The organism is Vibrio sp. 2096, from assembly GCF_033339595.1.
Lineage (GTDB): Bacteria > Pseudomonadota > Gammaproteobacteria > Enterobacterales > Vibrionaceae > Vibrio > Vibrio alginolyticus.
In genome coordinates this window covers 77,381-100,785 of the sequence record NZ_JAWOUX010000007.1, presented here as the reverse complement: position 1 = coordinate 100,785, position 23,405 = coordinate 77,381, and the positions used below count along the sequence as shown (strand labels likewise).

24 protein-coding genes are annotated in these 23,405 nt (G+C 45.0%); 15 read left to right on the top strand and 9 right to left on the bottom strand.

Annotated elements, in window-relative coordinates; translation table 11 throughout:
* Nucleotides 1-15 precede the first annotated feature (15 nt).
* Nucleotides 16-1,044, bottom strand: a complete 1,029-nt coding sequence (locus tag R7Q41_RS14720; RefSeq protein WP_318144554.1) for a LacI family DNA-binding transcriptional regulator — start codon at nucleotides 1,042-1,044, stop codon at nucleotides 16-18.
* Nucleotides 1,045-1,292: 248 nt separating this feature from the next.
* On the opposite strand from R7Q41_RS14720, the gene R7Q41_RS14715 reads away from it, so the two are divergent.
* From R7Q41_RS14715 to R7Q41_RS14705, 3 genes are read left to right on the top strand one after another with little or no spacing between them, the layout of a single operon-like run.
* Nucleotides 1,293-1,736: a PTS sugar transporter subunit IIA gene (locus R7Q41_RS14715; protein ID WP_005384357.1), complete on the top strand. Its 444-nt coding sequence runs from the start codon at nucleotides 1,293-1,295 to the stop codon at nucleotides 1,734-1,736.
* Nucleotides 1,737-1,795: 59 nt separating this feature from the next.
* Nucleotides 1,796-2,083 carry a PTS sugar transporter subunit IIB gene (locus R7Q41_RS14710; RefSeq protein WP_005374080.1) on the top strand — a complete coding sequence of 96 codons (288 nt, stop codon included), beginning with the start codon at nucleotides 1,796-1,798 and terminating at the stop codon, nucleotides 2,081-2,083.
* A 9-nt stretch (nucleotides 2,084-2,092) separates the two neighbouring features.
* Nucleotides 2,093-3,349, top strand: coding sequence for a PTS ascorbate transporter subunit IIC (locus R7Q41_RS14705; protein ID WP_005384349.1), 1,257 nt, complete (start codon nucleotides 2,093-2,095; stop codon nucleotides 3,347-3,349).
* Between the two features lie 218 nt (nucleotides 3,350-3,567).
* Here R7Q41_RS14705 and R7Q41_RS14700 read toward each other — a convergent pair whose 3' ends face one another.
* Together R7Q41_RS14700 and R7Q41_RS14695 are read right to left on the bottom strand one after the other, a co-directional pair.
* A complete protein-coding gene (locus tag R7Q41_RS14700; RefSeq protein WP_005384348.1) occupies nucleotides 3,568-3,930 on the bottom strand; it encodes a hypothetical protein in 363 nt (120 codons plus the stop codon).
* A 9-nt stretch (nucleotides 3,931-3,939) separates the two neighbouring features.
* Nucleotides 3,940-5,970, bottom strand: a complete 2,031-nt coding sequence (locus R7Q41_RS14695; protein ID WP_025768035.1) for a S8 family serine peptidase — start codon at nucleotides 5,968-5,970, stop codon at nucleotides 3,940-3,942.
* Nucleotides 5,971-6,436: 466 nt separating this feature from the next.
* Here R7Q41_RS14695 and R7Q41_RS14690 point away from each other — a divergent pair, with 466 nt between their 5' ends.
* Nucleotides 6,437-7,693, top strand: a complete 1,257-nt coding sequence (locus tag R7Q41_RS14690) for a type 2 secretion system lipase (RefSeq protein ID WP_017819748.1) — start codon at nucleotides 6,437-6,439, stop codon at nucleotides 7,691-7,693.
* Between the two features lie 151 nt (nucleotides 7,694-7,844).
* Here R7Q41_RS14690 and R7Q41_RS14685 read toward each other — a convergent pair whose 3' ends face one another.
* Nucleotides 7,845-8,447, bottom strand: coding sequence for a TetR/AcrR family transcriptional regulator (locus R7Q41_RS14685; protein ID WP_005384344.1), 603 nt, complete (start codon nucleotides 8,445-8,447; stop codon nucleotides 7,845-7,847).
* Between the two features lie 111 nt (nucleotides 8,448-8,558).
* Here R7Q41_RS14685 and R7Q41_RS14680 point away from each other — a divergent pair, with 111 nt between their 5' ends.
* Entirely contained in the window at nucleotides 8,559-9,101 is a 543-nt protein-coding gene (locus R7Q41_RS14680) for a carboxymuconolactone decarboxylase family protein (protein ID WP_005374097.1), read from the top strand.
* 96 nt (nucleotides 9,102-9,197) lie between these two features.
* Here the strand turns inward: R7Q41_RS14680 and R7Q41_RS14675 are convergent, their stop codons facing one another.
* The 3 genes from R7Q41_RS14675 to R7Q41_RS14665 are packed head-to-tail and all read right to left on the bottom strand — an operon-like array spanning nucleotide 9,198 to nucleotide 13,730.
* The gene (locus R7Q41_RS14675) at nucleotides 9,198-10,574 is read right to left on the bottom strand and encodes an efflux transporter outer membrane subunit (RefSeq protein ID WP_318144553.1); all 1,377 of its coding nucleotides are present in this window, start codon (nucleotides 10,572-10,574) and stop codon (nucleotides 9,198-9,200) included.
* 14 nt (nucleotides 10,575-10,588) lie between these two features.
* Complete coding sequence (locus R7Q41_RS14670) at nucleotides 10,589-12,553, bottom strand: MacB family efflux pump subunit (protein WP_318095274.1); 1,965 nt, start codon at nucleotides 12,551-12,553, stop codon at nucleotides 10,589-10,591.
* Nucleotide 12,554: 1 nt separating this feature from the next.
* Nucleotides 12,555-13,730: an efflux RND transporter periplasmic adaptor subunit gene (locus tag R7Q41_RS14665; protein ID WP_025791646.1), complete on the bottom strand. Its 1,176-nt coding sequence runs from the start codon at nucleotides 13,728-13,730 to the stop codon at nucleotides 12,555-12,557.
* A 741-nt stretch (nucleotides 13,731-14,471) separates the two neighbouring features.
* On the opposite strand from R7Q41_RS14665, the gene R7Q41_RS14660 reads away from it, so the two are divergent.
* From R7Q41_RS14660 to R7Q41_RS14645, 4 genes are all read left to right on the top strand, one after another.
* A complete protein-coding gene (locus R7Q41_RS14660) occupies nucleotides 14,472-15,815 on the top strand; it encodes an OmpP1/FadL family transporter (protein WP_318144552.1) in 1,344 nt (447 codons plus the stop codon).
* 78 nt (nucleotides 15,816-15,893) lie between these two features.
* Nucleotides 15,894-16,613, top strand: a complete 720-nt coding sequence (locus R7Q41_RS14655; protein WP_318144551.1) for a carbonic anhydrase family protein — start codon at nucleotides 15,894-15,896, stop codon at nucleotides 16,611-16,613.
* A gap of 79 nt (nucleotides 16,614-16,692) precedes the next feature.
* A complete protein-coding gene (locus tag R7Q41_RS14650; protein WP_053307146.1) occupies nucleotides 16,693-17,244 on the top strand; it encodes a YtfJ family protein in 552 nt (183 codons plus the stop codon).
* 20 nt (nucleotides 17,245-17,264) lie between these two features.
* Nucleotides 17,265-17,699, top strand: coding sequence for a hypothetical protein (locus R7Q41_RS14645; protein WP_005374106.1), 435 nt, complete (start codon nucleotides 17,265-17,267; stop codon nucleotides 17,697-17,699).
* 79 nt (nucleotides 17,700-17,778) lie between these two features.
* Here the strand turns inward: R7Q41_RS14645 and R7Q41_RS14640 are convergent, their stop codons facing one another.
* Together R7Q41_RS14640 and yjjG are read right to left on the bottom strand one after the other, a co-directional pair.
* Nucleotides 17,779-18,318, bottom strand: a complete 540-nt coding sequence (locus R7Q41_RS14640; protein ID WP_318144550.1) for an NUDIX hydrolase — start codon at nucleotides 18,316-18,318, stop codon at nucleotides 17,779-17,781.
* A gap of 51 nt (nucleotides 18,319-18,369) precedes the next feature.
* Complete coding sequence (yjjG, locus tag R7Q41_RS14635; RefSeq protein WP_029855395.1) at nucleotides 18,370-19,044, bottom strand: pyrimidine 5'-nucleotidase; 675 nt, start codon at nucleotides 19,042-19,044, stop codon at nucleotides 18,370-18,372.
* A gap of 138 nt (nucleotides 19,045-19,182) precedes the next feature.
* Between yjjG and R7Q41_RS14630 the strand changes: the two genes are divergently transcribed.
* From R7Q41_RS14630 to R7Q41_RS14605, 6 genes are all read left to right on the top strand, one after another.
* Nucleotides 19,183-20,106, top strand: a complete 924-nt coding sequence (locus R7Q41_RS14630) for a LysR family transcriptional regulator (RefSeq protein ID WP_005384329.1) — start codon at nucleotides 19,183-19,185, stop codon at nucleotides 20,104-20,106.
* 115 nt (nucleotides 20,107-20,221) lie between these two features.
* Complete coding sequence (locus tag R7Q41_RS14625) at nucleotides 20,222-20,536, top strand: hypothetical protein (RefSeq protein WP_318144549.1); 315 nt, start codon at nucleotides 20,222-20,224, stop codon at nucleotides 20,534-20,536.
* Between the two features lie 47 nt (nucleotides 20,537-20,583).
* Entirely contained in the window at nucleotides 20,584-21,270 is a 687-nt protein-coding gene (locus R7Q41_RS14620) for a helix-turn-helix transcriptional regulator (protein ID WP_005374113.1), read from the top strand.
* Between the two features lie 164 nt (nucleotides 21,271-21,434).
* Entirely contained in the window at nucleotides 21,435-21,617 is a 183-nt protein-coding gene (locus R7Q41_RS14615) for a hypothetical protein (protein WP_021035913.1), read from the top strand.
* A gap of 1,187 nt (nucleotides 21,618-22,804) precedes the next feature.
* Nucleotides 22,805-22,999 (top strand): hypothetical protein, encoded by a 195-nt coding sequence (locus tag R7Q41_RS14610; RefSeq protein WP_225455344.1) that lies wholly within the window; start codon nucleotides 22,805-22,807, stop codon nucleotides 22,997-22,999.
* The gene (locus R7Q41_RS14605; RefSeq protein WP_086047562.1) at nucleotides 22,987-23,367 is read left to right on the top strand and encodes a hypothetical protein; all 381 of its coding nucleotides are present in this window, start codon (nucleotides 22,987-22,989) and stop codon (nucleotides 23,365-23,367) included. Before R7Q41_RS14610 ends, R7Q41_RS14605 begins: the two co-directional genes overlap by 13 nt.
* Nucleotides 23,368-23,405: the final 38 nt, after the last annotated feature.

Here is a 23,405-nt window from a genome sequence, read left to right as displayed (position 1 = left end):
TCTAACCAAATGAGGTTAGTTGATCGCAGTACTCGCTCGGCGTTTTAGCTTAAAGCCCATATCCGTTGCATGCTCTACAGGCTCACCTTTAATGGCTTGCAGTAACTTGTCTGCAGCTTTCGTCCCCATGCGTTCGTAGTCGAATTCCGCACAGGTCAAACTTGGATAGGCGTGCTCACCCATGGAAGAACCTTCCAAACAGATAATCGCAATGTCGGTCGGGACTTTCAGCACTCGGCGGTGACACTCAAACAACGCGCCAATCGCAATCTCTTCATGGCTACATACCAAAGCATTCAAACTTGAATCGCGCAGCAATAGCTTTACCAACCCTTCCGCACCCAATTGTGAAGATGGTGCTTCGTGCGTGGTTAAGAAATGATCCGGCGCAAGATAGTTCTCAATCATCGCGCTTTGCCAGCCGTGTAGCTTACGTTGCAAAGTGGAGTGATCGCCACGCGCACCAATGAAGCCCACGTTCTTGAAGCCTTGTTCAATCACATGCTTGGTACAGGCTTTACCCACCTCAAAATGGTCAACGCCGATATTGAGATAACTGGCTTTCGAACTTAACTCTGCAATTTCCAATACTGGCGTGTTCGAGGCTTCCAAAAGCTGATTGGTTCGCTGGCTGTGTTCATTACCAAACAACACCACTCCCGCTGGGCGGCTCTCAAGAAATGTCGAAAGCAGTTTCTCTTCTTGCTCTACCGAGTAATCACTGTAGCCAAGCAGCAACTGATAACCCGCTTTGTTCAACGCTTGTTGAAAGCTCGGTAAGAAAAGCGCGCACGCTTTTTCAAACAGGGAAGGAATGATAAGAGCGATGGAGTAACTTTCAGCAGACGCTAAAGCCCCTGCCGCTTTATTCGGGATATAGCCGAGCTCATCAACCACTTGTTGAATCTTTTCTCTCAGCTTGTCAGATACTAGCTCGGGCGTTCGTAATGCTCTCGACACCGTCATGGTGCCTACGCCGGCTTTTTTAGCGACGTCCGCCAAGGTGACATTGCCAGTACTTCTTCGTTTGCGAGGTTCGCTCATTGTTTTTATTTAGTGTTCTCTATTTTCTGCCGCGACATCTTACCACAGCGTTTTAGTGGTTTTGATATTAGCGCATTAGAAGTCGATCACAAGCATATGAAACTCGGATGACTGATAAAAATGGTAGCGCTATCACAATTTATGATAGCGCTATCAGATAGCGCTACCATTTGTGATCATTCTCAGGTTTTTCTGACAAATTGATCGATAAAGTACCCATCAACAAAACAACAAACCGGAAAGATCCAATGCTACGTGAACTGATTACCTCTGATGTGATTCGCATCCATTCTGATGCTACTGACTGGAAAGATGCGGTGAGTAAATCCTGTGAAGCACTGATTGAAAATGGCGCGATTGAGCCAAGCTACGTGGACGCTATTTACCGCTCACACGAAGAGCTCGGTCCTTACTACGTGGTAGGTCCTGGTATGGCAATGCCACACGCTCGCCCTGAAGATGGCGTTAACCGTTTGTCTCTTGCCATCACAGTGATTCAAAACGGCGTGAACTTCGATTCTGAAGGTAACGACCCAGTGAAAATGCTGGTTACGCTAGCCGCGACAGACAGTAACTCGCACGTGGATGCGATTTCTAAACTGGCTGAGTTGTTTATGAATGAAGAGCATGTAGAAGCCATCTGCACCGCTCAAAACACACAAGATGTTCTCGCGATCATCGAAAAATACTAACTCCTGATGTGCCCTTAAAAAATGGGCATACACCCCTATAAAAAGAAAAGGTCTGAATTATGAAAATTATGGTTGTTTGCGGTCACGGTCTTGGTACTAGCCTAATGATGGAAATGAGCATCAAAGGCATCGTGAAAGAATTGAATGTAAACGCAGAAGTGGATCATATCGATCTAGGTTCTGCAAAAGGTACGGATTGCGACATATTCATCGGTACTAACGACATCGTTGAACAGTTGAACGCACTTGGCGTTGAACCACGCATCGTTGCGCTTGATAACATGGTCGACAAAGTGGCAATGAAAGAGCGTCTATCTGTAGCACTTCAAGAGCTTGGCGCTCTATAAGGTGGCGTTATGGAATTTTTCAGTTTCTTAATGAACGATGTCCTATCAGAGCCAGCGGTTCTGGTAGGTCTTATCGCCCTAATCGGCTTAATTGCCCAGAAAAAACCGGTCACCGAGTGCATTAAAGGCACGGTAAAAACCATTCTTGGTTTCATCGTGCTTGGCGCGGGTGCGGGTCTGGTTGTAACTTCTCTGGGTGACTTTGCGACGATTTTCCAACACGCGTTCGGCATCACTGGCGTGGTTCCAAACAACGAAGCTATCGTCTCTATCGCGCAAGAAGCGTTTGGTAAAGAGATGGCGATGATCATGTTCTTCGGTATGTTAGTGAACATCTTGATCGCTCGCTTCACGCCATGGAAATTCATCTTCCTAACAGGTCACCACACGCTATTTATGTCGATGATGGTAGCGGCGATCCTTGCTTCTAGCGGCATGAAAGGTGTTCCACTGATCGCGCTTGGCTCTCTGGTTGTGGGCTCTGTGATGGTGTTCTTCCCTGCGATTGCTCACAAGTACATGAAGCAAGTAACAGGTTCTGACGACGTTGCGATTGGTCACTTCTCTACCCTTTCTTACGTACTAGCGGGCTTTATTGGCAGCAAGTTCGGTAACAAAGAACACTCTACTGAAGAGATGAACGTACCTAAGAGCTTGTTGTTCCTACGTGATACGCCTGTAGCAATCTCGTTCACCATGGGCATCATCTTTATGGTGACGTGTATCTTTGCTGGCGGTGACTTTGTACGAGAAGTTAGCGGTGGTAAGCACTGGTTCATGTTCGCGCTGATGCAATCCATCACATTCGCCGGTGGTGTGTACGTTATCCTTCAAGGTGTACGTATGGTTATCGCAGAAATCGTTCCGGCGTTTAAAGGCATCTCAGACAAACTAGTACCAAACGCGAAACCTGCGCTTGATTGTCCGGTTGTATTCCCATACGCACCAAACGCAGTATTGGTTGGCTTCCTATCGAGCTTTGCGGCGGGTCTTTTGGGTATGTTCCTACTTTACGTGATGGGGCTTACTGTGATTATCCCTGGTGTCGTTCCACACTTCTTTGTAGGTGCAGCGGCAGGTGTATTTGGTAACGCTACAGGTGGTCGTCGCGGTGCAATCTTGGGTGCTTTTGCACAAGGTCTACTGATTACCTTCCTACCAGTATTCCTAATGCCAGTACTGGGTGACCTAGGCTTTGCTAACACGACCTTTAGTGACGCAGACTTCGGCGCTGTTGGTATCCTACTGGGTCTGATTGTTCGCTAAGTAGTTAGTCTGAATATAACTAGCTGATAACTTACTTGATTGATGCGCGAATAGGCTCATCGGCATCAATCTTCAAGAATATCTCGTCATAGCAAACGACTGGCTTTAGAAGAAACTAGTCATAAAAAATAATCATAGAAAACAATCGTAGAAAGAAAACAAACGCCCCTCACGTGAGGGGCGTTTTTCTTTTTGGCACTATCTTAAGGAGGTTTGGCTTATTGAAGCGTATTTCCGTTAGATAGCAGCTTTCTTGTCGGCTCTTGCTCAGTGTATTCGACCGCATCGTGATCCGCGAGCTTATCGACTTCCGCCTGTTCACCCACCACAATCAACACATGTTGTTTCACCAGAGCATCGACCACTTCAATGTTGTGCTGACGAAGAAGCGCTCTCACTTCGCTCTCTTTTCCTTCATGATACTTAACAAAGTAACGTGCAGGTTGCTGCTCGGCTTGATCTTGGCGTTCATCCACGAGAGGAAATCCTTGATTGTTTGCCAAGCTGCTTGAGCTCAGTCCGATTGCCAATAGTGCGGTAGCGCCTACCGCAGACAAAGAAAGTAAGGTCAACTTCTTCATAGCCACTCCTTATTGAAAGGTCAGAGTCCAACTGTTGATGGTGCCTGTGTCTCTTCTGGCACTGTCCACCGCTTTTAGTTCCCATGTACCTTGCGATTCAAAACCAGAAAAATCCGCTTGGAACGTGTTTTTTATATCGTTAGCGCTGCCGCCAGTATTATTGTGAAGTACAACTTCTCCACCAGTCGGTGACGTTAAAGTCACTCGTAGATCACCGATGTAAGTGTGGCTAATATCAACGTCAATACTTACTGTGCCTGAATCACCAGAGCGATCGACTTCTACTGCACTGATTGCGCCAGAAGATTTATTATCTGGAATCGCAACAGGGCTGGTATTTGAGAAGCTAGAGTCCGAAGAGCTACCACCATCAGGTCCATTACAGCCAGCGTCCAAGAACAGCTTCGCCGCTTCAGCATTAACTAGGCCGTGGCCCGTACGGTTGTCTCGACCAGCAACATCAATATCTGTTGCAGTTTTCACTAGGGCATTACGCACTTGCGCTGCTGTACAGGTTGGGTGGTAACTCCACACCAAGCCAGCTACGCCCGTTACGTGCGGTGTCGCCATTGATGTACCATTGTAGTATTCGTAATCTTCACCAGAGGTTGTTGCAACAGTAATTTCCTGACCAACATACCCCAACAGCTCTTGACCAAATGCACGATCAACCGTTACCGAAACCATACGATAAGCGTTGTTTGTGTCTACCAAGAATGGGTTTTGTAAACCAGGTAGTTCAGAGTTGCTGTATACGATTGCAGCTCGCGCACCCGCATTGTAACAAGCCTGAACCGCATCCACTTCAGGGTAGTTTCCTGAAGACTGGTTGCCGATACGCTCAGTCAAACAAATTTTGCCCGACATATCACCACAGTTAAAGTTACCGCCAGATACATCACAGCTATCTAGCGTTGCCGTTACTGAACCAGCGATTGGATCCGGAACATACGAAGAACCGTTATTGATCAAACGATTGTGAGGAACAATCCCACGATCAAACTGGCTTACACCATTCAAGGTAATATCAGAAAGTTTACCTTCACCTACCGTAACCGTTGATAAGATCGCCACACCAGGGCCTGAGATCTCAACTTGATTAGTAGATTGTGAGAACGCTGCATGATCATTTTGATTATCAACAGCCGCAACAGACATCACTGAGTCATAAGAAGCTGGATAGCTGTGCGCTGTATTGCCATCATTACCCGCAGCGGCGATCAATAGAACGCCTTGATCGTAAATATTTTGCAGTGCATTTTGCTCAGTTCGGCTTGATTGACTACCACCAAGGCTCATGTTCACAACGTTAGCACCATTATCGGCACAGGTCTGGATTGCTTTAACAAGCCCAGATGAGTAACCCCAACCCGATTCGTTAAATACTTTCACGATGTGCAAATTCACATTCTGGTTTGGCATCACACCCTTTACACCTTCGGTGTTGGCAATCGCAGCAATCGTACCCGCGACGTGAGTACCGTGGGCATTGTTGTTACCCGGATCACTCCATGATCCCGTACCACTATCGTTAGTACCAGCAACGCGGTTACCGCTTAGGTCGTTGTGCGAAATGTCGTACCCTGAATCGATAATACATACAGTGCGATTACCCGCATTGAAGTCAGCTAGCAGTTGAGCATTAACCGCTTCATATCCCCATGGGGTCGTTTCGCTGAGCAAATAGCGAGGTGGATCGACTTCCACGTATTCCACATCACTACGATTGCGAAGCGGCTCTAAGTCATCGCCATCCAATTCAACGCTGTAAATGGCGCGATTGCCCAGTTTTTCCACCTTACGTGCCTTCACCTGTTCTAGAACAGACTCCTGCGCGATTCGTGGCCCCCAGAATGAGTTACCACCCATTGAAGAACGGCTGACTGCATCTTCTTTGAATTTGACGATGTACTTCGTCGGTAACTTAGATTCATCAAATCCCATTGGTGGAGCCGCAAACGCTGACATCGAAGTGGTCAGTGCTATTGCTACGGCAGACAACGAAAATAAGCCTTGTTTTTTACTTGTTGTGTAGTGCATTTGCCCTATTCCTTATTTGAGCTAATTTTTATTCACTATATTCTCATGAAAAGTCATCATCATGATGTTTGCATGAGAGCTTCAGCTATAGTTTACAGAGCAAAAATGCCAAACAATTTGTTTCATGAATATACAAATTTGTACAAAAGATCATTCAATAAACACTTTAAGTTAACATTAAAAATCATCAACAAAACCTTATAAAGCAATTACTTAATTAACAAAAAGTGAATGTTAAATTAATGTTAGTGAGTAATTATTCTAAATATCACCCATTTAATCGATTGCTATGCTGAATGGATTTTTTGACCGTGGTGCCAAAACTGAAATATTGAATATTTAGTTGTTGACTGTCTTGAGCATTTACTCAGAATTAGAAGGTTTAGTGAGAAAAATTCTCATCTAAATACTGTTATAGCCGAGCGTATTCACGCATTCGGAACAATAACCATTACAAGAAGAGTGAATGATGAAAAAAACAATCACACTATTAACTGCATTACTTCCGCTTGCCTCCGCCATTGCAGAGGAGCCAACTTTATCACCGGCAATGGTTTCTGCGGCTGAAGTGGTTAGCGCGCAAGAAAATCAAACTTATACGTACGTTCGATGCTGGTATCGTACGAGCCACTCTAAGGACGATGCGGCTACCGATTGGAAATGGGCAAAAAACCAAGATGGTAGTGACTTCACTATCGATGGTTATTGGTGGAGCTCTGTCTCATTTAAAAACATGTTCTACACCAATACCTCACAAAACGTAATTCGCCAGCGTTGTGAAGAAACACTAGATCTAGCGAACGAGAACGCAGACATTACATTTTTTGCTGCTGACAATCGTTATTCTTATAACCACACGATCTGGAGCAATGATGCTGCAATGCAACCAGATCAAATCAACAAGGTAGTGGCTTTGGGCGATAGCTTGTCTGATACAGGCAACATCTTTAACGCGTCCCAATGGCGCTTCCCTAACCCGAATAGCTGGTTCTTGGGTCACTTCTCAAACGGTTTTGTTTGGACGGAATACGTTGCTAAAGCCAAAAACTTACCGCTATACAACTGGGCAGTTGGTGGCGCAGCAGGTGAAAACCAATACATCGCGCTAACTGGTGTCGGCGAACAAGTTTCTTCTTACTTAACCTACACAAAGCTGGCGAAGAACTACAACCCTGCTAACACATTGTTTACGTTAGAGTTTGGTTTAAATGATTTCATGAACTACAACCGTAGCGTGCCGGAAGTAAAAGCGGATTACGCTGAAGCTCTGATTCGTTTAACAGACGCTGGCGCGAAGAACTTCATGTTGATGACACTGCCTGATGCAACCAAAGCACCACAGTTCAAATACTCAACACAGGAAGAAATTGAAACGATTCGTGCGAAAGTATTGAAGATGAACGAGTTCATCAAAGCACAAGCGATGTACTACAAAGCCCAAGGCTACAACATCGCATTGTTTGATACACACGCACTGTTTGAGAAGTTAACCTCGGCACCAGAAGAACACGGTTTCGTAAATGCAAGCGACCCTTGCTTAGACATCAACCGTTCATCCTCTGTTGACTACATGTACACTCACTCATTACGTTCTGAATGTGCAGCATCTGGCGCAGATAAGTTCGTGTTCTGGGATGTGACTCACCCAACCACAGCAACGCATCGTTATGTGGCTGAAAAAATGTTAGAAAGCAGCAATAACTTAGAAGAGTTTCGCTTTTAATAAGCCGTTGTTGTTCATTGCAAGTTAATCTGCATAAAAATGACCACGATGCTTCGTGGTCATTTTTTATCGATATCGACCCCCGATAACGGGTTTATTTGAGCTCGCTTACTTCAAGCCGTTGATTTAGAGACGTTGACTTTGAGCAGTCTCATTCAGCGTTCTGTTTTGGTACGTTACCGCGGAAGCTGTTCACCATAATAGAGATCAACGTCTTTAAGGTTTCATCATCACTGCGGTATGAGTAGGCTCGTATACCCGTAAACTGAACCTGGAACAACTGAGCAAGAAGCAATGTATCCTGGGCTTCAATTTCGCCATTCTCGATTGCTCGCTCAAACAGCTTTGCAAGAAAAGATTCAAATTGGTTTGCTAAGCTGTTTGTTTGATTGCGCAGCGCATTAAAATCCTCAGCAAATTCACTTGCTGATTTGACTAACATGCACACTTCACTGGGATTGGAGTCTCGCTGATTGATAACCACATCAATCGCGAAAGCTTCTATTGCATCTAGAACCGTTGTGTTCTGAGCTAAATGCAACTCAAACAGGGCTTGCAAGTTCGCAACGTACATTTTTAGCGCTTCACAATATAGCCCCTCTTTTGACCCAAACGTCGCATAAATACTTCCAGGACGCAGATTCACGCTATCTTGTAAATCACGTGTAGATGTTGCATGAAAACCTTTCTTCCAGAATAGATCCGAGGCGGCTTTCACCACTTCATCACGTTGGAATTTCTTTGTATTCGCCATGAGCAATTATTAATTTTGAACATATGCTCAATTTTATATTGAGCGACCGCTCAAAATCAACTATCCTGTTCTTGCCTAATCCGCTCATATCCAATTACAGGAGATTTAAACATGGCAGAATTTAAACTGTATACCGCAGAAAACGCACCCGAAGGATCAAAGCACCTGATTGAAAATTCAGTCAAAGCGTTTGGCATGCTACCAAATCTTCATGCTGTTATGGCTGAAGCGCCAACCTTGCTTGAGGGTTATCAAGTTGTGCATGAGCTATTTCAACAAACATCATTTAACGCAGAAGAATTGACCGTCGTATGGCAAACCATCAACGTTGAACATGGTTGTCACTACTGCGTTCCTGCTCATAGTGCGATCGCGGCATCAATGAAAGTGGATCAGGAGATTGTTGATGCTCTCGTCAACCAAACACCATTGGCAGACGAAAAACTTGAAACACTACGAGAGACAACGCTTCAAATGGTGCGCCAACGTGGTGTAGTGGAAGAGTCTCAGATAGAGAAGTTCTTTGCGGCGGGTTACGGACAGCAGCAACTGCTTGAAATTGTACTTGGTCTAGCGCAAAAAGTGATGAGTAACTACACCAATCACCTAGCTGACACTCCGGTTGATGCACCTTTCAAGAAGTTCGCCAAGTAACTTAAGCTTTTATTACTGGTCCCATCAATGGGACCAGTAATACCTTCAAAAAAGGCTTTGTTGCATGACGCTTCGCTAGTGTGCGCTGATCCCTAATTACAACGGCGCGACGTCGGTTCCTCCTAAAGACTGGTAAAGCGTAACCTGAGTGAGAAACTGGTTGTAGCGGTTTTCCAACAAAGAAGCTTGCGCGTTTCTGGTGTCTTCTTGTGCATTCAAATAGTCCATGATCGACGTCGAGCCATACTGATACCGCGCAGCATAAATGGACTCAGCGGCACTTGCGGCATCATACTGTTCTTGTAAACGCGCCGCCTGATACTTCAATTTCTCGCGTGCCGACAAGGCATTTTCGACATCTTGGAATGCGGCGTACAACACTTGGCGATAACTCACAATAGCCGATTGATAGTCTAAATCGGCAATGGCTTGGCTATTTTTCATCTCATTCCACTGCAAAAACGGTAGCGTCATATCCGCACCTAAGCTGCCAATCGGGTTGGAAAGCAGGTCTTTAAGCGCTTGTGACGATCCACCCAAAGCCCCAGTGAGCGTCAGCTTGGGCAAGTAGTCCAAATCTGCTGCGTCTTTATTTGCTAGCGCGGCTTTGACTTCATAGATCGCTGCTTTAATGTCGGGTCTGCGGATCAATAAATCAGACGGAGCACCAACACTCAACGATGGCATATCGCCTTCAGGCAGCATTTGGATGTTTGCACTGATGCTCTTCGGCGGTTGATTGAACAAAATCGCAAAGGCGTTGTTTACCTCAAGTAAACTCTGTTCAAACTCACTTTGCTGCGCTTGTAAGCTTGCCAACGTACGTTTGGCTTCAAGCACATCTAACTGATCCACAGCGCCAAGTTGGTACTGTTTTTCAATCAATTGTAGCGTTTGAGCTGCGTCTACCACATTACGCTGGCTGAGGTGTAAGCGCTGTTGCAGATAGCCGATTTGCCAATATAGCGATGCCGTCGTTGCTACCAAACTTTGTGCGGTCGCCTCGCGATCTTGTTGACTTGCCATCGCCGTCCACTTAGCTTGGTCAACGTCTGCCGAGATTTTTCCCCACAAATCCAACTCGTAATTGACGGACAAGTTGGTGCTGTAGCTATCTGCCGATTCCCCGCTATCAAGAGATTTTTGAACTTGTCCTGATGTGGAAGAACTCAACGTAGGGAAAAGGTCATCTTGCGCTAAACCCAGCTGTAAACGCGCTTTCTTTAGCGTTAGCGTTGCCAGCGTCAAATCGTTATTTTGAGCCAACACCTGAGTAATGTATTGATTAAGCGTTGGGTCGTTAAACGCCAACCACCAAGGATCCATACTGACATCACCCGCAACATGCATCTGTTGCCAATTTGCAGGCACTTGCACCGCAGGTGCTTGATAGTCACTACGCATAAGCGACCCACAACCTGACAACCATACTGCACTTAAGGCGGCCGCGACCAATCGAGTTTTGAATTTCATTGTGTTACTCATTTTTAGTCTCTCGCTAGCGCTTCTATCGGATCGAGTTTGGCGGCATTGCGAGCGGGTAAAAAGCCGAAGGCGATGCCAATCAACGTTGAGCAAATAAACGCCCAGATGATCGAGTTCATTGAGTAAATCATTTGGAAGCTGCTGCCAGAGGTACTGAATGCAAAACCAATCAAAAACGCCAAGCCAATACCAGCAATGCCACCACACAAACACACTAGTACCGCTTCAATCAAAAACTGACGCAAAATATCCGCTTGCCGCGCACCCACAGCCATTCGTACACCGATCTCTTTCGTGCGCTCTGTCACCGACACCAACATGATGTTCATTACGCCAATTCCGCCGACAATTAGGGAGATCACCGCAATCGCTGAGATCAGTAACGTCATGGTTGCGGTGGTTTTCTCGATGCTCTGACGAATGGTGTCAGTGTTAATCGTGAAGAAATCTTCTGTACCGTGGCGCATTTTTAACAAGTTGATGATGCTCTGCTCTACCGCCGCACTTGGGGCGTTCTCATCAATCCGTACAGTAATGCCGTTGAGGTAGCGTTGTCCCATCATGCGTCCCGACATAGTGGTGTATGGCACCCAAATTTTCAGCGCGTCGCTGTTGCCAAACGCGTCTTCTTTTTTCTGCGTGACACCCACAATACGCACTGGCAATGAACCAAGAAAAATCACTTCACCAATCGGATTTCTATCCGCAAACATTTCCTTTCTGGTGTTGTCATCAATCACTGCTTCTTGGGCGAGCGAATTCACACTCTCTTCATCCCAAAACTGACCTTTGGCGATCTCATAACCGCGCACACGGAAATAATCTTCCCCAACCCCTTCCACAGACGCGGTTGCATCCTGATTGGCGTAACGCACGGTTAAGCTGTTGGATAAAGACGGCGTGACACTGTCGACAAAAGGTAGACTCTCCAACGATTTAGCATCGTCGGCGGTTAGCGTTTTCACTCGCCCGGAGCGGCGGTCACCAAACCCTTTGCCCGGTCTGACATCAATGGTGTTTGTTCCCATGGATGAAATATTCGACAAAATTTGCTGTTGTGAACCATTACCTAGTGCCACCACGGAAACCACCGAGGCTATACCAATAATGATGCCGAGCATGGTCAAAAACGTGCGCATTCTGTGGCTAGACATCGCCAGCAGCGCCATTTTGAGCGCGTCAATAAAACTGTCCCACTTCCACCACTTACTGGCGGCTTGCGCTGGGCGATGAAAAGACGCGCTCGGTGTATTTGCTGCTTGTTCATTGATTACAACTTGTGCATTTGGCGTATCTGCAATGATTTCACCATCTTTGATTTCAATGATGCGATCCGCAAAGTTCGCCACGTTCATATCATGAGTCACTAAGATGATCGTATGCCCAAGTTGATGCAACTCTTTAAGCAGTGCCATCATCTCTTGCCCACTGTGACTATCTAATGCGCCAGTGGGCTCATCAGCGAGAATCACCTCACCTCCGTTCATCAGTGCACGAGCAACACTCACGCGCTGTTGCTGGCCACCACTCAGTTGGCTGGGCTTGTGAGTCAAACGCTCTTCCAGCCCCAAGCGAGCCAATAGTGACTGCGCTCGCTCCGTTCTTTGACGATGAGGAACTCCCGCGTAAACCGCTGGTACTTCCACATTTGCCACCGCGGTTAAATCCCCCAGCAGATGGTAACGCTGAAATATAAAGCCAAAATACTCGCGGCGCAGTTCCGCCAGTTGGTCGGATTCCAACGTCGAGACATCTTGCCCATTAATGAAGTATCGACCGCTGGACGGTTTATCCAAGCAGCCAAGCACATTCATCAGCGTCGATTTACCTGAACCTGATGCACCCACGATCGCGACCATTTCACCGCGTTTTATCTCTAAATTAATGTGGTTCAACACGGTAAGCGACTCGTCGCCAGAGACAAATCGTCGAGTTAAATCCTCAACTTTTAAAAGCACGTCACTCATCTTAGAACCTCATTGGAGGGCGACGACGATCACCTCGGCTTGATGATTCCCCATCCATAGCATTGCCAAGAACAACTTGGTCGCCCTCCTTCAAACCTGAGAGAATTTGTGCGTTCACTTTGTTGTTGATACCCACTGTCACAGGCTTTTGCACCACTTGGCCCTGTTCAAGCACTGGCACGGTATAGTTGCCTTTGCCGCCAGATTTTTGCAGCACTTGTGAAGGGACAATCAAGGTATTTTCCGATTGCTCAAGGACAATCGAAACTTGCGCAGTCATGCCGATACGCAAAATACCTTGCGGGTTCTTCACATCAAATACAGCGTTGTAGTAAATGGCGTCGCTATCTGAAATGCTCAAATCGCTGTCATCGCCATCCATGATGGTTGGCCCCGGCTCAATGGCGCGCAATGTACCTTTAAACTGCTGATTCGGTTTGCCTAAAATGGTGAACAGCGCCGTTTGGCCTGGGTGAACAAAAATCACATCGGCTTCCGAAATTTCGGCTTTCACCGTCATCGTATCTAACTTGGCTAACTCGATAATCGTTGGCGTGGTTTGATTGGCGTTTACGGTTTGTCCTTCTTCCACCGCGGTGTAGACCACCGTGCCATCCATCGGTGCGTTGATGGTGGTGTAACCGAGATCTAACTGCGCATTGTCGACGTTGATTTTGGCTTTCTCGATTTCGGCATCCAGTTGCGCTAACTCGGCTTTGTAGATGGCGAGCGTCGCTTCGGCATTCTCGTAATCAGCTCGTGAGCTCGCTTTCGCTGCCAACATGCCTTTTTGGCGCACGTATTCATAGTTTGCTTGTTTAATCTGCGCTTGCTTAGCCTGGTACTGAGCGTTGAGACTATTAAGAGACGCTTGGGCTTCTTTGAGGCTGTTTTGCTGAGTCAGGCTGTCAATCTGTGCAATCAAGTCCCCCTGTTTTATCTCATCCCCTAAGTTCACAGCGAGGCGTTGAATTTGCCCAGATACTTGCGCACCTACATTCACCAATTTGGACGCTTGCAACATGCCGTTGGCTAATACCGCCTTTTCGATATTGCCTTTGCGAACGACTTCTGTCGCGTAAGGAGAAATGGGTTCTGGACGTTGCAGATAATGATAACCACCAGCACCAATAGCAAGTAGGCCACACAAAACGAGCCATTTTTTATTGAGTTTCATAGCAGGAGTGAAGTAAATAATCGTTTTGATTTTATACTGCTATTTGTCTTAGCCGTACAGGGTACGAGACGTAAAGATAGGTAAATTAACGTCAAGATACTGAAGGAATAACATCACTAACGTGAAAAATCAGAGATATTATATTCACTTCAAAACTTTATTATTCAATACGTATAGCAAAGACCATTTTTAATATAGAAATTCAAGTTATAAGTATTATAAACAAAACTTTTAAATACCAAAAAACTAGTAAAAACTAAACTTATTCAATATGCAATCATTTTAAATTTCATGATGGTCACTTTGATGATTGAATTTAAAGAGGAGTTAAGTGGCAAGTTAAATAAAAAATACCCACATAACACAGGTAAGACCGAGAGGAGTGTGTCATGTGGGTTTAAACGATAGTTCTCTTGCTGATTCGAACTACCAACGTTGGGATGCAATGGAAATACAAATGACTCAGAGTTTCCATCACGGACACTTTATCGCTGGATTTCCCTCTATTTGTTAGGGAACAGTCAGTACAATAAAAATAGAGGTTCAGGATTTAATTTACACGTAAAATAACCACTATATTCACGCCATGAAGCATTAATAAATTCAACAATAAATATTTATTAAGTTAAATTTACTTATTGTCAGCACACTGTTAGTTTTACTCTTAAATGCACTGGTCAGATTTGTTTATTTTACTGATTTTCGTTGCAATACAACTTCTAATTAATTCATGAGAAAAACATGCAGCGACAATTAACTCTTTCACCGATTTATTTATTAATCGGGTTAGCCTCCTCGACGGCGTATGCCGGTGGTTTTCAAATTAACGAACATTCTGCGACGGGTCTTGGTCGTGCTTTTGCTGGTGATGCCGTCATTGGTGATAATGCGTCTGTAATCAGCCGCAACGCCGCAGCGATGACGCAGTTTAAACAAAATGCCTTATCGTTCGGTGTCACTTACGTCAAACCTGACGTTACCGTTAAAAATGCGCAATATCATCGAGCTAACATTAATGCGGATGTCAATGTTGGTATGGGTGGTTTTCCTCCGTCCCCTCAAGTTGACATTACCCCGTCCTTCTCTCAAACCGTGACCGACATTGATGACGTCGATGGCGTTGGTCAACCAGCCGTTGTACCCAATTTTTACTTTATTCACCCTATCAACGACGACTGGTATCTAGGCTTATCGGCATATTCCAACTTCGGAACCGACATGGAGTTTAAACCAAACTATGGCGCACCTGTTTTTGGCGGTGTCACCAGCGTAGCGAGTGTCAACCTTGGCGCAAGCTTGGCATACAAGGTGAACGATCGTTTTAGTATCGGTGGTGGTATTGATGTGATTTACGGCTCTGGTGAGCTGTACCGCGATATGGACGTGGGTTTTTGCGTTGGTGGGAACATACTTGGAAACGAACTAGAACAACGCTGTGGATCCGTAAAAGGCAACGCACTTGATGTGGAAGCCGGCGGCATTGGGCTTGGTGCGAATATTGGCATGATGTACGAGTTTAACGAACGTCATCGCTTAGGTTTAAGCTACAAGCACAGCCCTAACATCGATGCCAAGGGTGACATCCACTTTGCTGGCGAATCGTACGACTCACTTGCTATGCCGCTACCGGATATTGCGGAGTTTTCCGGTTATCACCGCGTCTTACCTAAATTTGCCCTGCACTATTCTGTGCAGTGGATTGGTTGGTCAGCATTTGACAGCTTGAAAGCTGATGATCAGTTGCTAAAAGATTTTCAGTGGCAAGACTCCGCGCACTACTCCATCGGTGCGACTTGGTACGCCAATGAACGTTGGACACTTCGCACGGGTTACATGTTCGACAAAACACCTGTCGATGAGCTGACTTCGCTTTCTATTCCAGATTCGAACCGTCACTGGTTATCTGCGGGTGCCTCTTACCAATGGTCATCAGATACCACGGTTGACATCGGCATGACGTACTTGATTGGTGAAGATGTCAACGTAGAAGAGTACGCGTATGAAGGTGTTCCTGCACCGATGGTAACGGGTGTGACCCATTCAAATGCGTTCCTAATTGGTGCCCAACTCAGCCACCGTTTCTAATTTGTCAGGCAGTGATCAAACCTCTAGGTCATTGCCTTGTAACAACGCTTATCAAAGCGACCGAACAGAGACATTATTATGAACAAAACACTACTTGCTTTTTCACTCTCACTTCTCACTCTAAGCGCGGCTCAGGCTTCGGAATGGGGCTATGGCAATGACAAACACGGGCCAGAACACTGGGGAGAAATCGCCAAAGACTGCGCAACCACGAAAAACCAAAGCCCAATCAACATCGACAACCCAGCCGATGCAAAACTGGAAGCACTGAACCTTTCGTACACTGGTCAGGTCATTGGTTTAACCAACAATGGTCATACGCTGCAAGCGCAAGTGAACGGACGTAATAACTTCACCATTGATGGCGAGACGTTCGAGCTGCAACAGTTCCATTTCCACACACCTTCAGAAAACCAAATCAAAGGCCGCCAGTATCCACTTGAAGCGCACTTTGTACACGCCAACGCAGACGGCGAGTTGGCGGTAATTTCGGTGATCTTTGATGCTGGCGATCAAAACGCAGCGCTGTCTAAACTGATCAACGCAATCCCACAAGAGAATCAAACCACCTTCTTTAAAGATACTTTTGAGATTAACGACTTACTGCCAAAAACTGCAAACTACTATCGATTTAACGGCTCTTTAACCACACCGCCATGTTCAGAAGGTGTGCGCTGGTTTGTGCTTAAAGACACTCAAACCTTATCCAAAGATCAAGCCGCGAAACTGATGGAAGTCATGGGACAAAACAATCGTCCGCTGCAACCGCTAAATGCGCGCGTTGTACTTTCTAACTAATCGCCATATCCGATAAGGGGCATCGTATTTGCCCCTTATTTTGATTCGCTCTAACCTCACTTCGTTACAGGAACCCCCGATGAAAACTCCATCTGTTCTGTCACTCTTACTCGCACTCGCCCCGACATTCGCCTTCTCTCATAACCTTTCTGTCGGTCAAACCACCCCTTCCGTCAGCATTGATACCGATGGCGAAATGACGCTGCAAGGAAACGATGTGGCTTATCAACCTTGGGCAACTCAGCAGATGTTAGGCAAAGTCCATGTGATACAAGCCATTGCAGGTCGTAGTAAAGCCAAAGAGATGAACGCGCCGCTGATGTCAGCAATCACTGCCGCTCACTTTCCTGAAGATCAGTATCAGACCACAACCGTGATCAACCAAGAAGACGCCATATGGGGAACCGGTACATTTGTAAAATCGTCGGCAGAGGACAGCAAAAAGACATTCTCTTGGTCTTCCATGGTGTTAGACAAAAATGGCGTATTAGCAACAACTTGGGATCTGCAGCAAGAAAGTTCTGCGATTATCGTACAAAATAAACAAGGTGAAATTTTATTCGTGAAAGAAGGGGCTTTAACTCAAGACGAAGTCACACACGTCATCGAACTGATTAAACAGAATATCTAAACCTAAGGTAAGGAAAAGTTATGAAACTGTTCAACACCATCGCGCTCTGTCTTTTAGCGGCTGTAGCCTCTTTCCAATCGATTGCTGGAGACAACGATTGGGACAAGATTGCAGATAAAACCGTCAGTTTTAAATCGGAAACCGACACAGTCAATCCACTGTCACCATTTGCTAACGCTCGTTTCAGCCACATCAAAATCAAATGTACGCAAGGTACGGTCGATCTGAAAAGCGTTAAAGTAATCATGAAAGATGGTCAGGAAAAGACGTTCGACAGTTTAGGTGTTCTGACTAAAGGCATGTCATCAAGAAGCTTAAGCCTACCAACAAAAGATAACGCGAAGTTAGACAAAATCGAGTTGAACTATGAATCGGTTGGCAGCACTGCGCTGCAAGTCGCGGGGGTGACCAAAAAAGCGCAAGTGGAAATCTTAGGTAAGAAAATCGACGAGTAAGCGATGGCTCAACGAACTCACCCAAACTAAAAACAGCGGCACTAGGCCGCTGTTTTCATTAAAAAATCGTCATGGATAACTAAATGAATTTCTTCAGCTTCGCCAAACCATAAGCGGCGATGGTGACACAATCTTTGATCGTGCCGTCGATCATCATCTGTTCGAACTCCTCAACAGAAAAAGCGCGAGTGATCAAATCCTCTTCTTCACTGTCGAGTTGATTGCCCACGTCCGTTAAATCACTGGCGAAGTAGACGTGACATGTCTGATTCAAAAAGCCGTATGCGATAAACTGCGCGCCGACATACGCCATAGTGCTCGCCTGCATACCCGTTTCTTCACGCAGTTCGCCTTTGGCAAGCTCAAGATGATCCGCATCTGGGTTTGATTCCCACGCCCCTTGTGGGATCTCCCAACAACATTGACCTACGGTGTAACGGTACTGCTGAACCAAGTGAATCATCCCGTTATCGATAGCCAGAATCGCAGCACAATCAGGTTTGTCGACCACACCATAGATGCCCTCTGCGCCGCTCGGACGTAAAATTTTGTCCTCACGCACCGTCATCCACTTATTCTGGTAAACGACTTTGCTGTCTAGCTGTTTGATATCTGACATGATTATTCCTTGATTTTTCTGAGGGTTACTACGGAATAATACCCGATTCGGTTACGCCACCAAAATGTTCTTTAGTTCACTCAAAGACTCAACGGTGTAATTTGGTGCGATACACTCATCGACGCTTGCGCCTGTGGTATTTAACCAGCAAGTTTCAATACCAAAATTATTACCACCCAGAATATCGGAATGCAGGTTGTCACCCACCATCAGTACGCGCGTTTTGCATGGGTTGCCCATTTGCTGCATCGCGTATTCAAAAATACCTAAGTCCGGTTTTGCTACGCCCACTTGTTCAGAGATCACCACTTTATCGAAGTACTCAGTCATCCCTGTGCGCTCAAGGCGAATTGCTTGCAACTCTGTAAAACCGTTGGTGATGATGCCCATTTTGGCTTTGCCTTGCAGCGCTTCCATCAGCTCTTTTGCACCTGGCAACAAGCTGCAAATATCGGCCATTGCTTCTAAAAATGCGCTATTGAGATCTGCTGTTGTGGTATTCAGCTTCTCAGCCCACTCGGTAAAACGCTTATGTTTTAGCTCATCTGCCGTTACTTTGCCGTCTTGGTAATCCACCCAAAGCGGTTTGTTTACGGTTTGGTAATGAGCAAAATCTTGTTCAGTAAAATCTACGCCTTTGCGAGAAAACATAAGCTGCAAACCTTTGAAAGCATCAAAGTGGAATAAGGTTTCGTCAGCGTCAAACAGGATCCAATCGTACTTCATTTTCTTCTTCCCAAAATCAAGGTCGTAATACTGGTGCATAGTCTAGATTGTTTTCTTCTTGAAGATAATCTCTATAATTGGAAATTAATTGTATCCTTGTGCTCAACAATAAATGCTTCACGATAATAGGAGATTGATGTGAACGCGATTGCCTCCCTGCCCGTTTTTGTTGCTGTTGTCGAATGCGGCAGCTTTTCCCTTGCGGCCAAACAGCTGAATCTGACGAAATCGGCGATCAGCAAACGCATCAACCAACTAGAAGACGATTTGGGCATTCGTCTCCTTAACCGAACTACGCGTAAGCTGAGCCTGACCGAAGCGGGAGAACGCTATTTTGAGTACGCTTCTCAAGCGCTCAATCTGGCCCAGCAAGGCGTAGACGCGGTATCTGAGCTGCAAGGCTCTCCACAAGGTCGGCTCAAAATTACCGTGCCGATGTCTTTCGGTGTGCTGCATATCGCGCCTTTGATCAGCGAGTTTCTCGCTCGTTACCCGAAAATTGAAGTGGATTTAAACCTCGAAGACAAAATGGTCGATTTGGTTAAAGACGGTTTTGATTTGGGGATCCGTATTGGTGAACTCACCTCTTCCAATCTAATCGCAAAACGCCTCGCCCCTTGTAAAAGTGTGCTTTGTGCCTCGCCAGATTACTTAGCGGAGTTTGGAACACCACAAAAACCAAGTGATTTAGTCAGTCACAACTGCCTGCGCTACTCCTATTTCCGTGGCGGCGTCGAATGGATGTTCATCAACAACGGCAGCGAATACAAGGTGCTTCCAAAAGGAAACTTTATCGTCAATAACAGCGAAGCCATTCGCCAGTTGCTGTTAAGAGGTTCGGGCATTGCGCAACTGCCAACATTTATTGCAGGAAGAGACTTTGCCGCAGGAAATCTAAAACCGGTGATGGAAGAGTATTCTCTACCAGAACACGCCATTTATGCGGTTTTTCCTGAGCGCAAGCACATGCCGTTGAAAGTAAGAGCCTTTATCGATTTTATCAGCGAAAAACTCGGCACAGATTTACCTTACTGGGATCGTTACAACAGCCCAGAAAAATAACCATATTGATGATAAGTGAGTGAGATTTCACTACTGACATGTTCTGACATTCCATCCGCGTAACCTTATTTGGAACTCAACAGGCAATCCGCCAAAACCAATAAGGAATCACAATATGGAAACCGTTATCGAAACTGTGCAATTTCGTCTAACCGCAGGCACAACAGAGCAAGACGTGATCGCCGCTGCCAAACAGTCACAAACGTTTGTGAAGAATCTGCCGGGCTTTTTGTATCGCTCACTCAGTCACGAAGCGACGGACGATGTGTGGACAGACATCATTTACTGGCGTTCAATGGACGATGCAAAACAGGCGGGAAACCAGATTAAGCAAGCCGTTGAATTTCAGCCTCTGTTATCAATGATTGACTGCGAAAGCTTCGAGCTTAAACATCACAACTTAAAAATGTGCAGTGAGCTAGAGAAGTAATCAGCCACACTACCACTAACAACCAGTAGGTCTAGATAAGGAACATCATGAGCAAATCAGAACGACTGTTTGAGCTACTGACGCTTCTGCGCGCAAAGCGTTACGCCGTGACAGCGAAAGAGCTCGCAGAAAGAATGGAAGTTAGCGAACGTACGATTTATCGCGATATTCAGTCGTTGCTCAGTTCTGGTGTTCCGATTCAAGGTGAAGCAGGTGTCGGCTACCTGTTGCAAGCTGGCTCTCATCTGCCGCCTTTGATGTTCTCAGAAAAAGAGATGATGGCGCTTGAACTGGGTATGCGGATGGTTCGAGCCTGGTCGGATGTTGAACTCGCCGAAGCGTCTCACTCTGCGTCCACCAAAATACTTTCGGTATTGCCAGATAAGCTCAAACAACAAGTGGAAGATTGTCCGCTGATTGTGCCCGATTATCACACCCAATCCGAGACTGCCAAACGAGGGCAGCTTCTGCGCCACGCGATTGATCATCAGTTTAAGGTCAGTTTGGATTACCAAGATGAAAGCGGACAGGTGACCGAGAGAAAAATCCAACCGTTAGGCCAGTTCTTTTGGGGCAAAGTCTGGACGCTGGTCGCCTGGTGCGAATTGCGCGATGACTATCGCCAGTTCCGCCTCGACCGTATCCAAGCACTGCGTATGCACGATGAAGAGTTTCAGAGTGCGGAAACCAAATCTCTCAAACATTATATTGCGCAGTATGAATCGAAAGATTGAGTATTTTTCATCCCTCCATCACAAGGATTCCAAATTGCTCTGCTCAATGCGCGATATTTGGAAAGGCACATTTGGTTAAACTAATGTTTCATTTTTAACGGATGCGCAACCAACCTAAGATCGTTAACTTAAGTAGCACGTCAACCACACCGGAGCGTGAAGCTATGAAAGTACTGATTCAATACACCCAAGCAGGGAAATATCGAGATCAAGCGTGGGAGTCTTTAACTCTTCGATCTAAAGGTGATATGCAGGCAGTTACCCCTTCTTATGCTGCCCAACTTATCGAACAAAGCAAAGCGACACTTGTGATGACAGAGGAGCAACAAATCGTTATTCATCCATAACCGATTATTAGCCTTGTTTAACCAACCTTTGTTAGTTGTGCAAGGCTTACATCTCGCCATTTCACGTTATCAATTTTATACACGACCAACTATATTTACATAAAAATCAATAAAATAGTTCTTATTTTCGTTCTCGACACTCCTTCAAAACGGCCTTACATTCATAGCTAAGATATAGGTTATCTGTTAGTCTCTTTATTTCTTCATGATAAAAATTAGGATAAAACCTTTGAAAAAGCATCGGTTTATTATAAGGATAGGTGCAATATGCAATTGATCTGGAACATTATTGGATACTTAATGTTCTCTGGTGTATTAGTTATTTTTTTTCAAACATTCTTTATAGGTATCATGCACCTTTTAATGCCAAAAGACATTGTCAATAGCTACTTTAAAGAACCTTATTTTAACACTTTCGAACTAGCTCTATTTACAGGTTGGCCTTACGCATTTTTCCGAACATTGATGTTTGTTCGTTTAATCGTTCAACCTAACTCAGGTAAAAAACGAAAGTTACCCGATGTATCCCAAGAGGTGCCTAGGTGGTACCGCCTATTATCCTTCATAATAATATGGGTAATTATCATAAACTCTACAATGTTAGCACTTGTATTTTTTATCGCAGGTTTTTTATCACTAGCAAATCATGTATGACCTTCACTTATCCAACCAAGTTTAATATCACACTTTAAATGTAAAAAATCACATTAACAATTTCATGCAAATAATAAATACATCAGCTAATTTGTAACTTTTTAAAATGAAAGTCTAGAATGCAAAAAATAAACCTTTTTAAATATAGTTTTTTGTTAGTATCTGCACAAACAAATTATTAGCTAGAGGTGCTCTGTGTCGGGATTATTTGAGTATAAGATAAAAACTCATGATAACTTATCATCAATTATATTAAACATGTATGGTACTCCATATGAAAGGCTAAATTTATCACTTGATAATAAAAAGCTTACGAGTCTATCCGCATAGCTCGAAGTTGAGGGTTACCTGCGAATGCTCATATAGTTAAACAAGCTGAAAAACTGAATAAAATAGCTCAAGCATCTAAAGTTGGCGGACATGTTTTAGTATGTGTTGGTCTAACGGCTTCCTGCATTCAGATTGCGAATACACAAGACCAACATGAGAAGAATGAAATTTTTGTTGAGTCAATAACTAGCACAGCTGTAGGAATGGGTACCAGCGCGTTAGTCGGTCTATTTTTAGTATCAAACCCTATTGGCTGGGGGACTGCCATTGTACTCGCTGCCGGTTCAACGGCTGTAGGTTATGCATCCGGTAAAGTGGCAAAAAGCTTTTATAATTCAATTGAAAGCAAGCCAAACTTAGTCGCTAGTACTGGAATAGAGTCTATATGCAGCAAGTAATCACATTTCTTTTTTACACTTTAATGACTGGTGTGATTATTATTTTCTTACAAACCATTTTTATCGGTGTCATGCACTTTCTGATGCCGAAGGAGATTGTTGGGAACTATTTTAAAAAACCATATTTTAATGAATTTGAGCTTTCTTTATTCACGGGGTGGCCTTACGCATTTTTCCGAGCATTGATGTTTGTTCGTTTAATCGTTCAACCTAGCTCAGGTGAAAAGCGAAAATTACCTAATATTTCTAGAGAAGTACCAAAATGGTATCGTTATTTGTCGATTCTATTACTGGGTATTATCATTGTTAACTCTGTTGTCGTTGCCCTGACTTTATCAATTGGTGCCGTTCTTTTAGCAATTGAGTGAGGAATTAACATTAAAATATAACGATGTACTCGACGAAG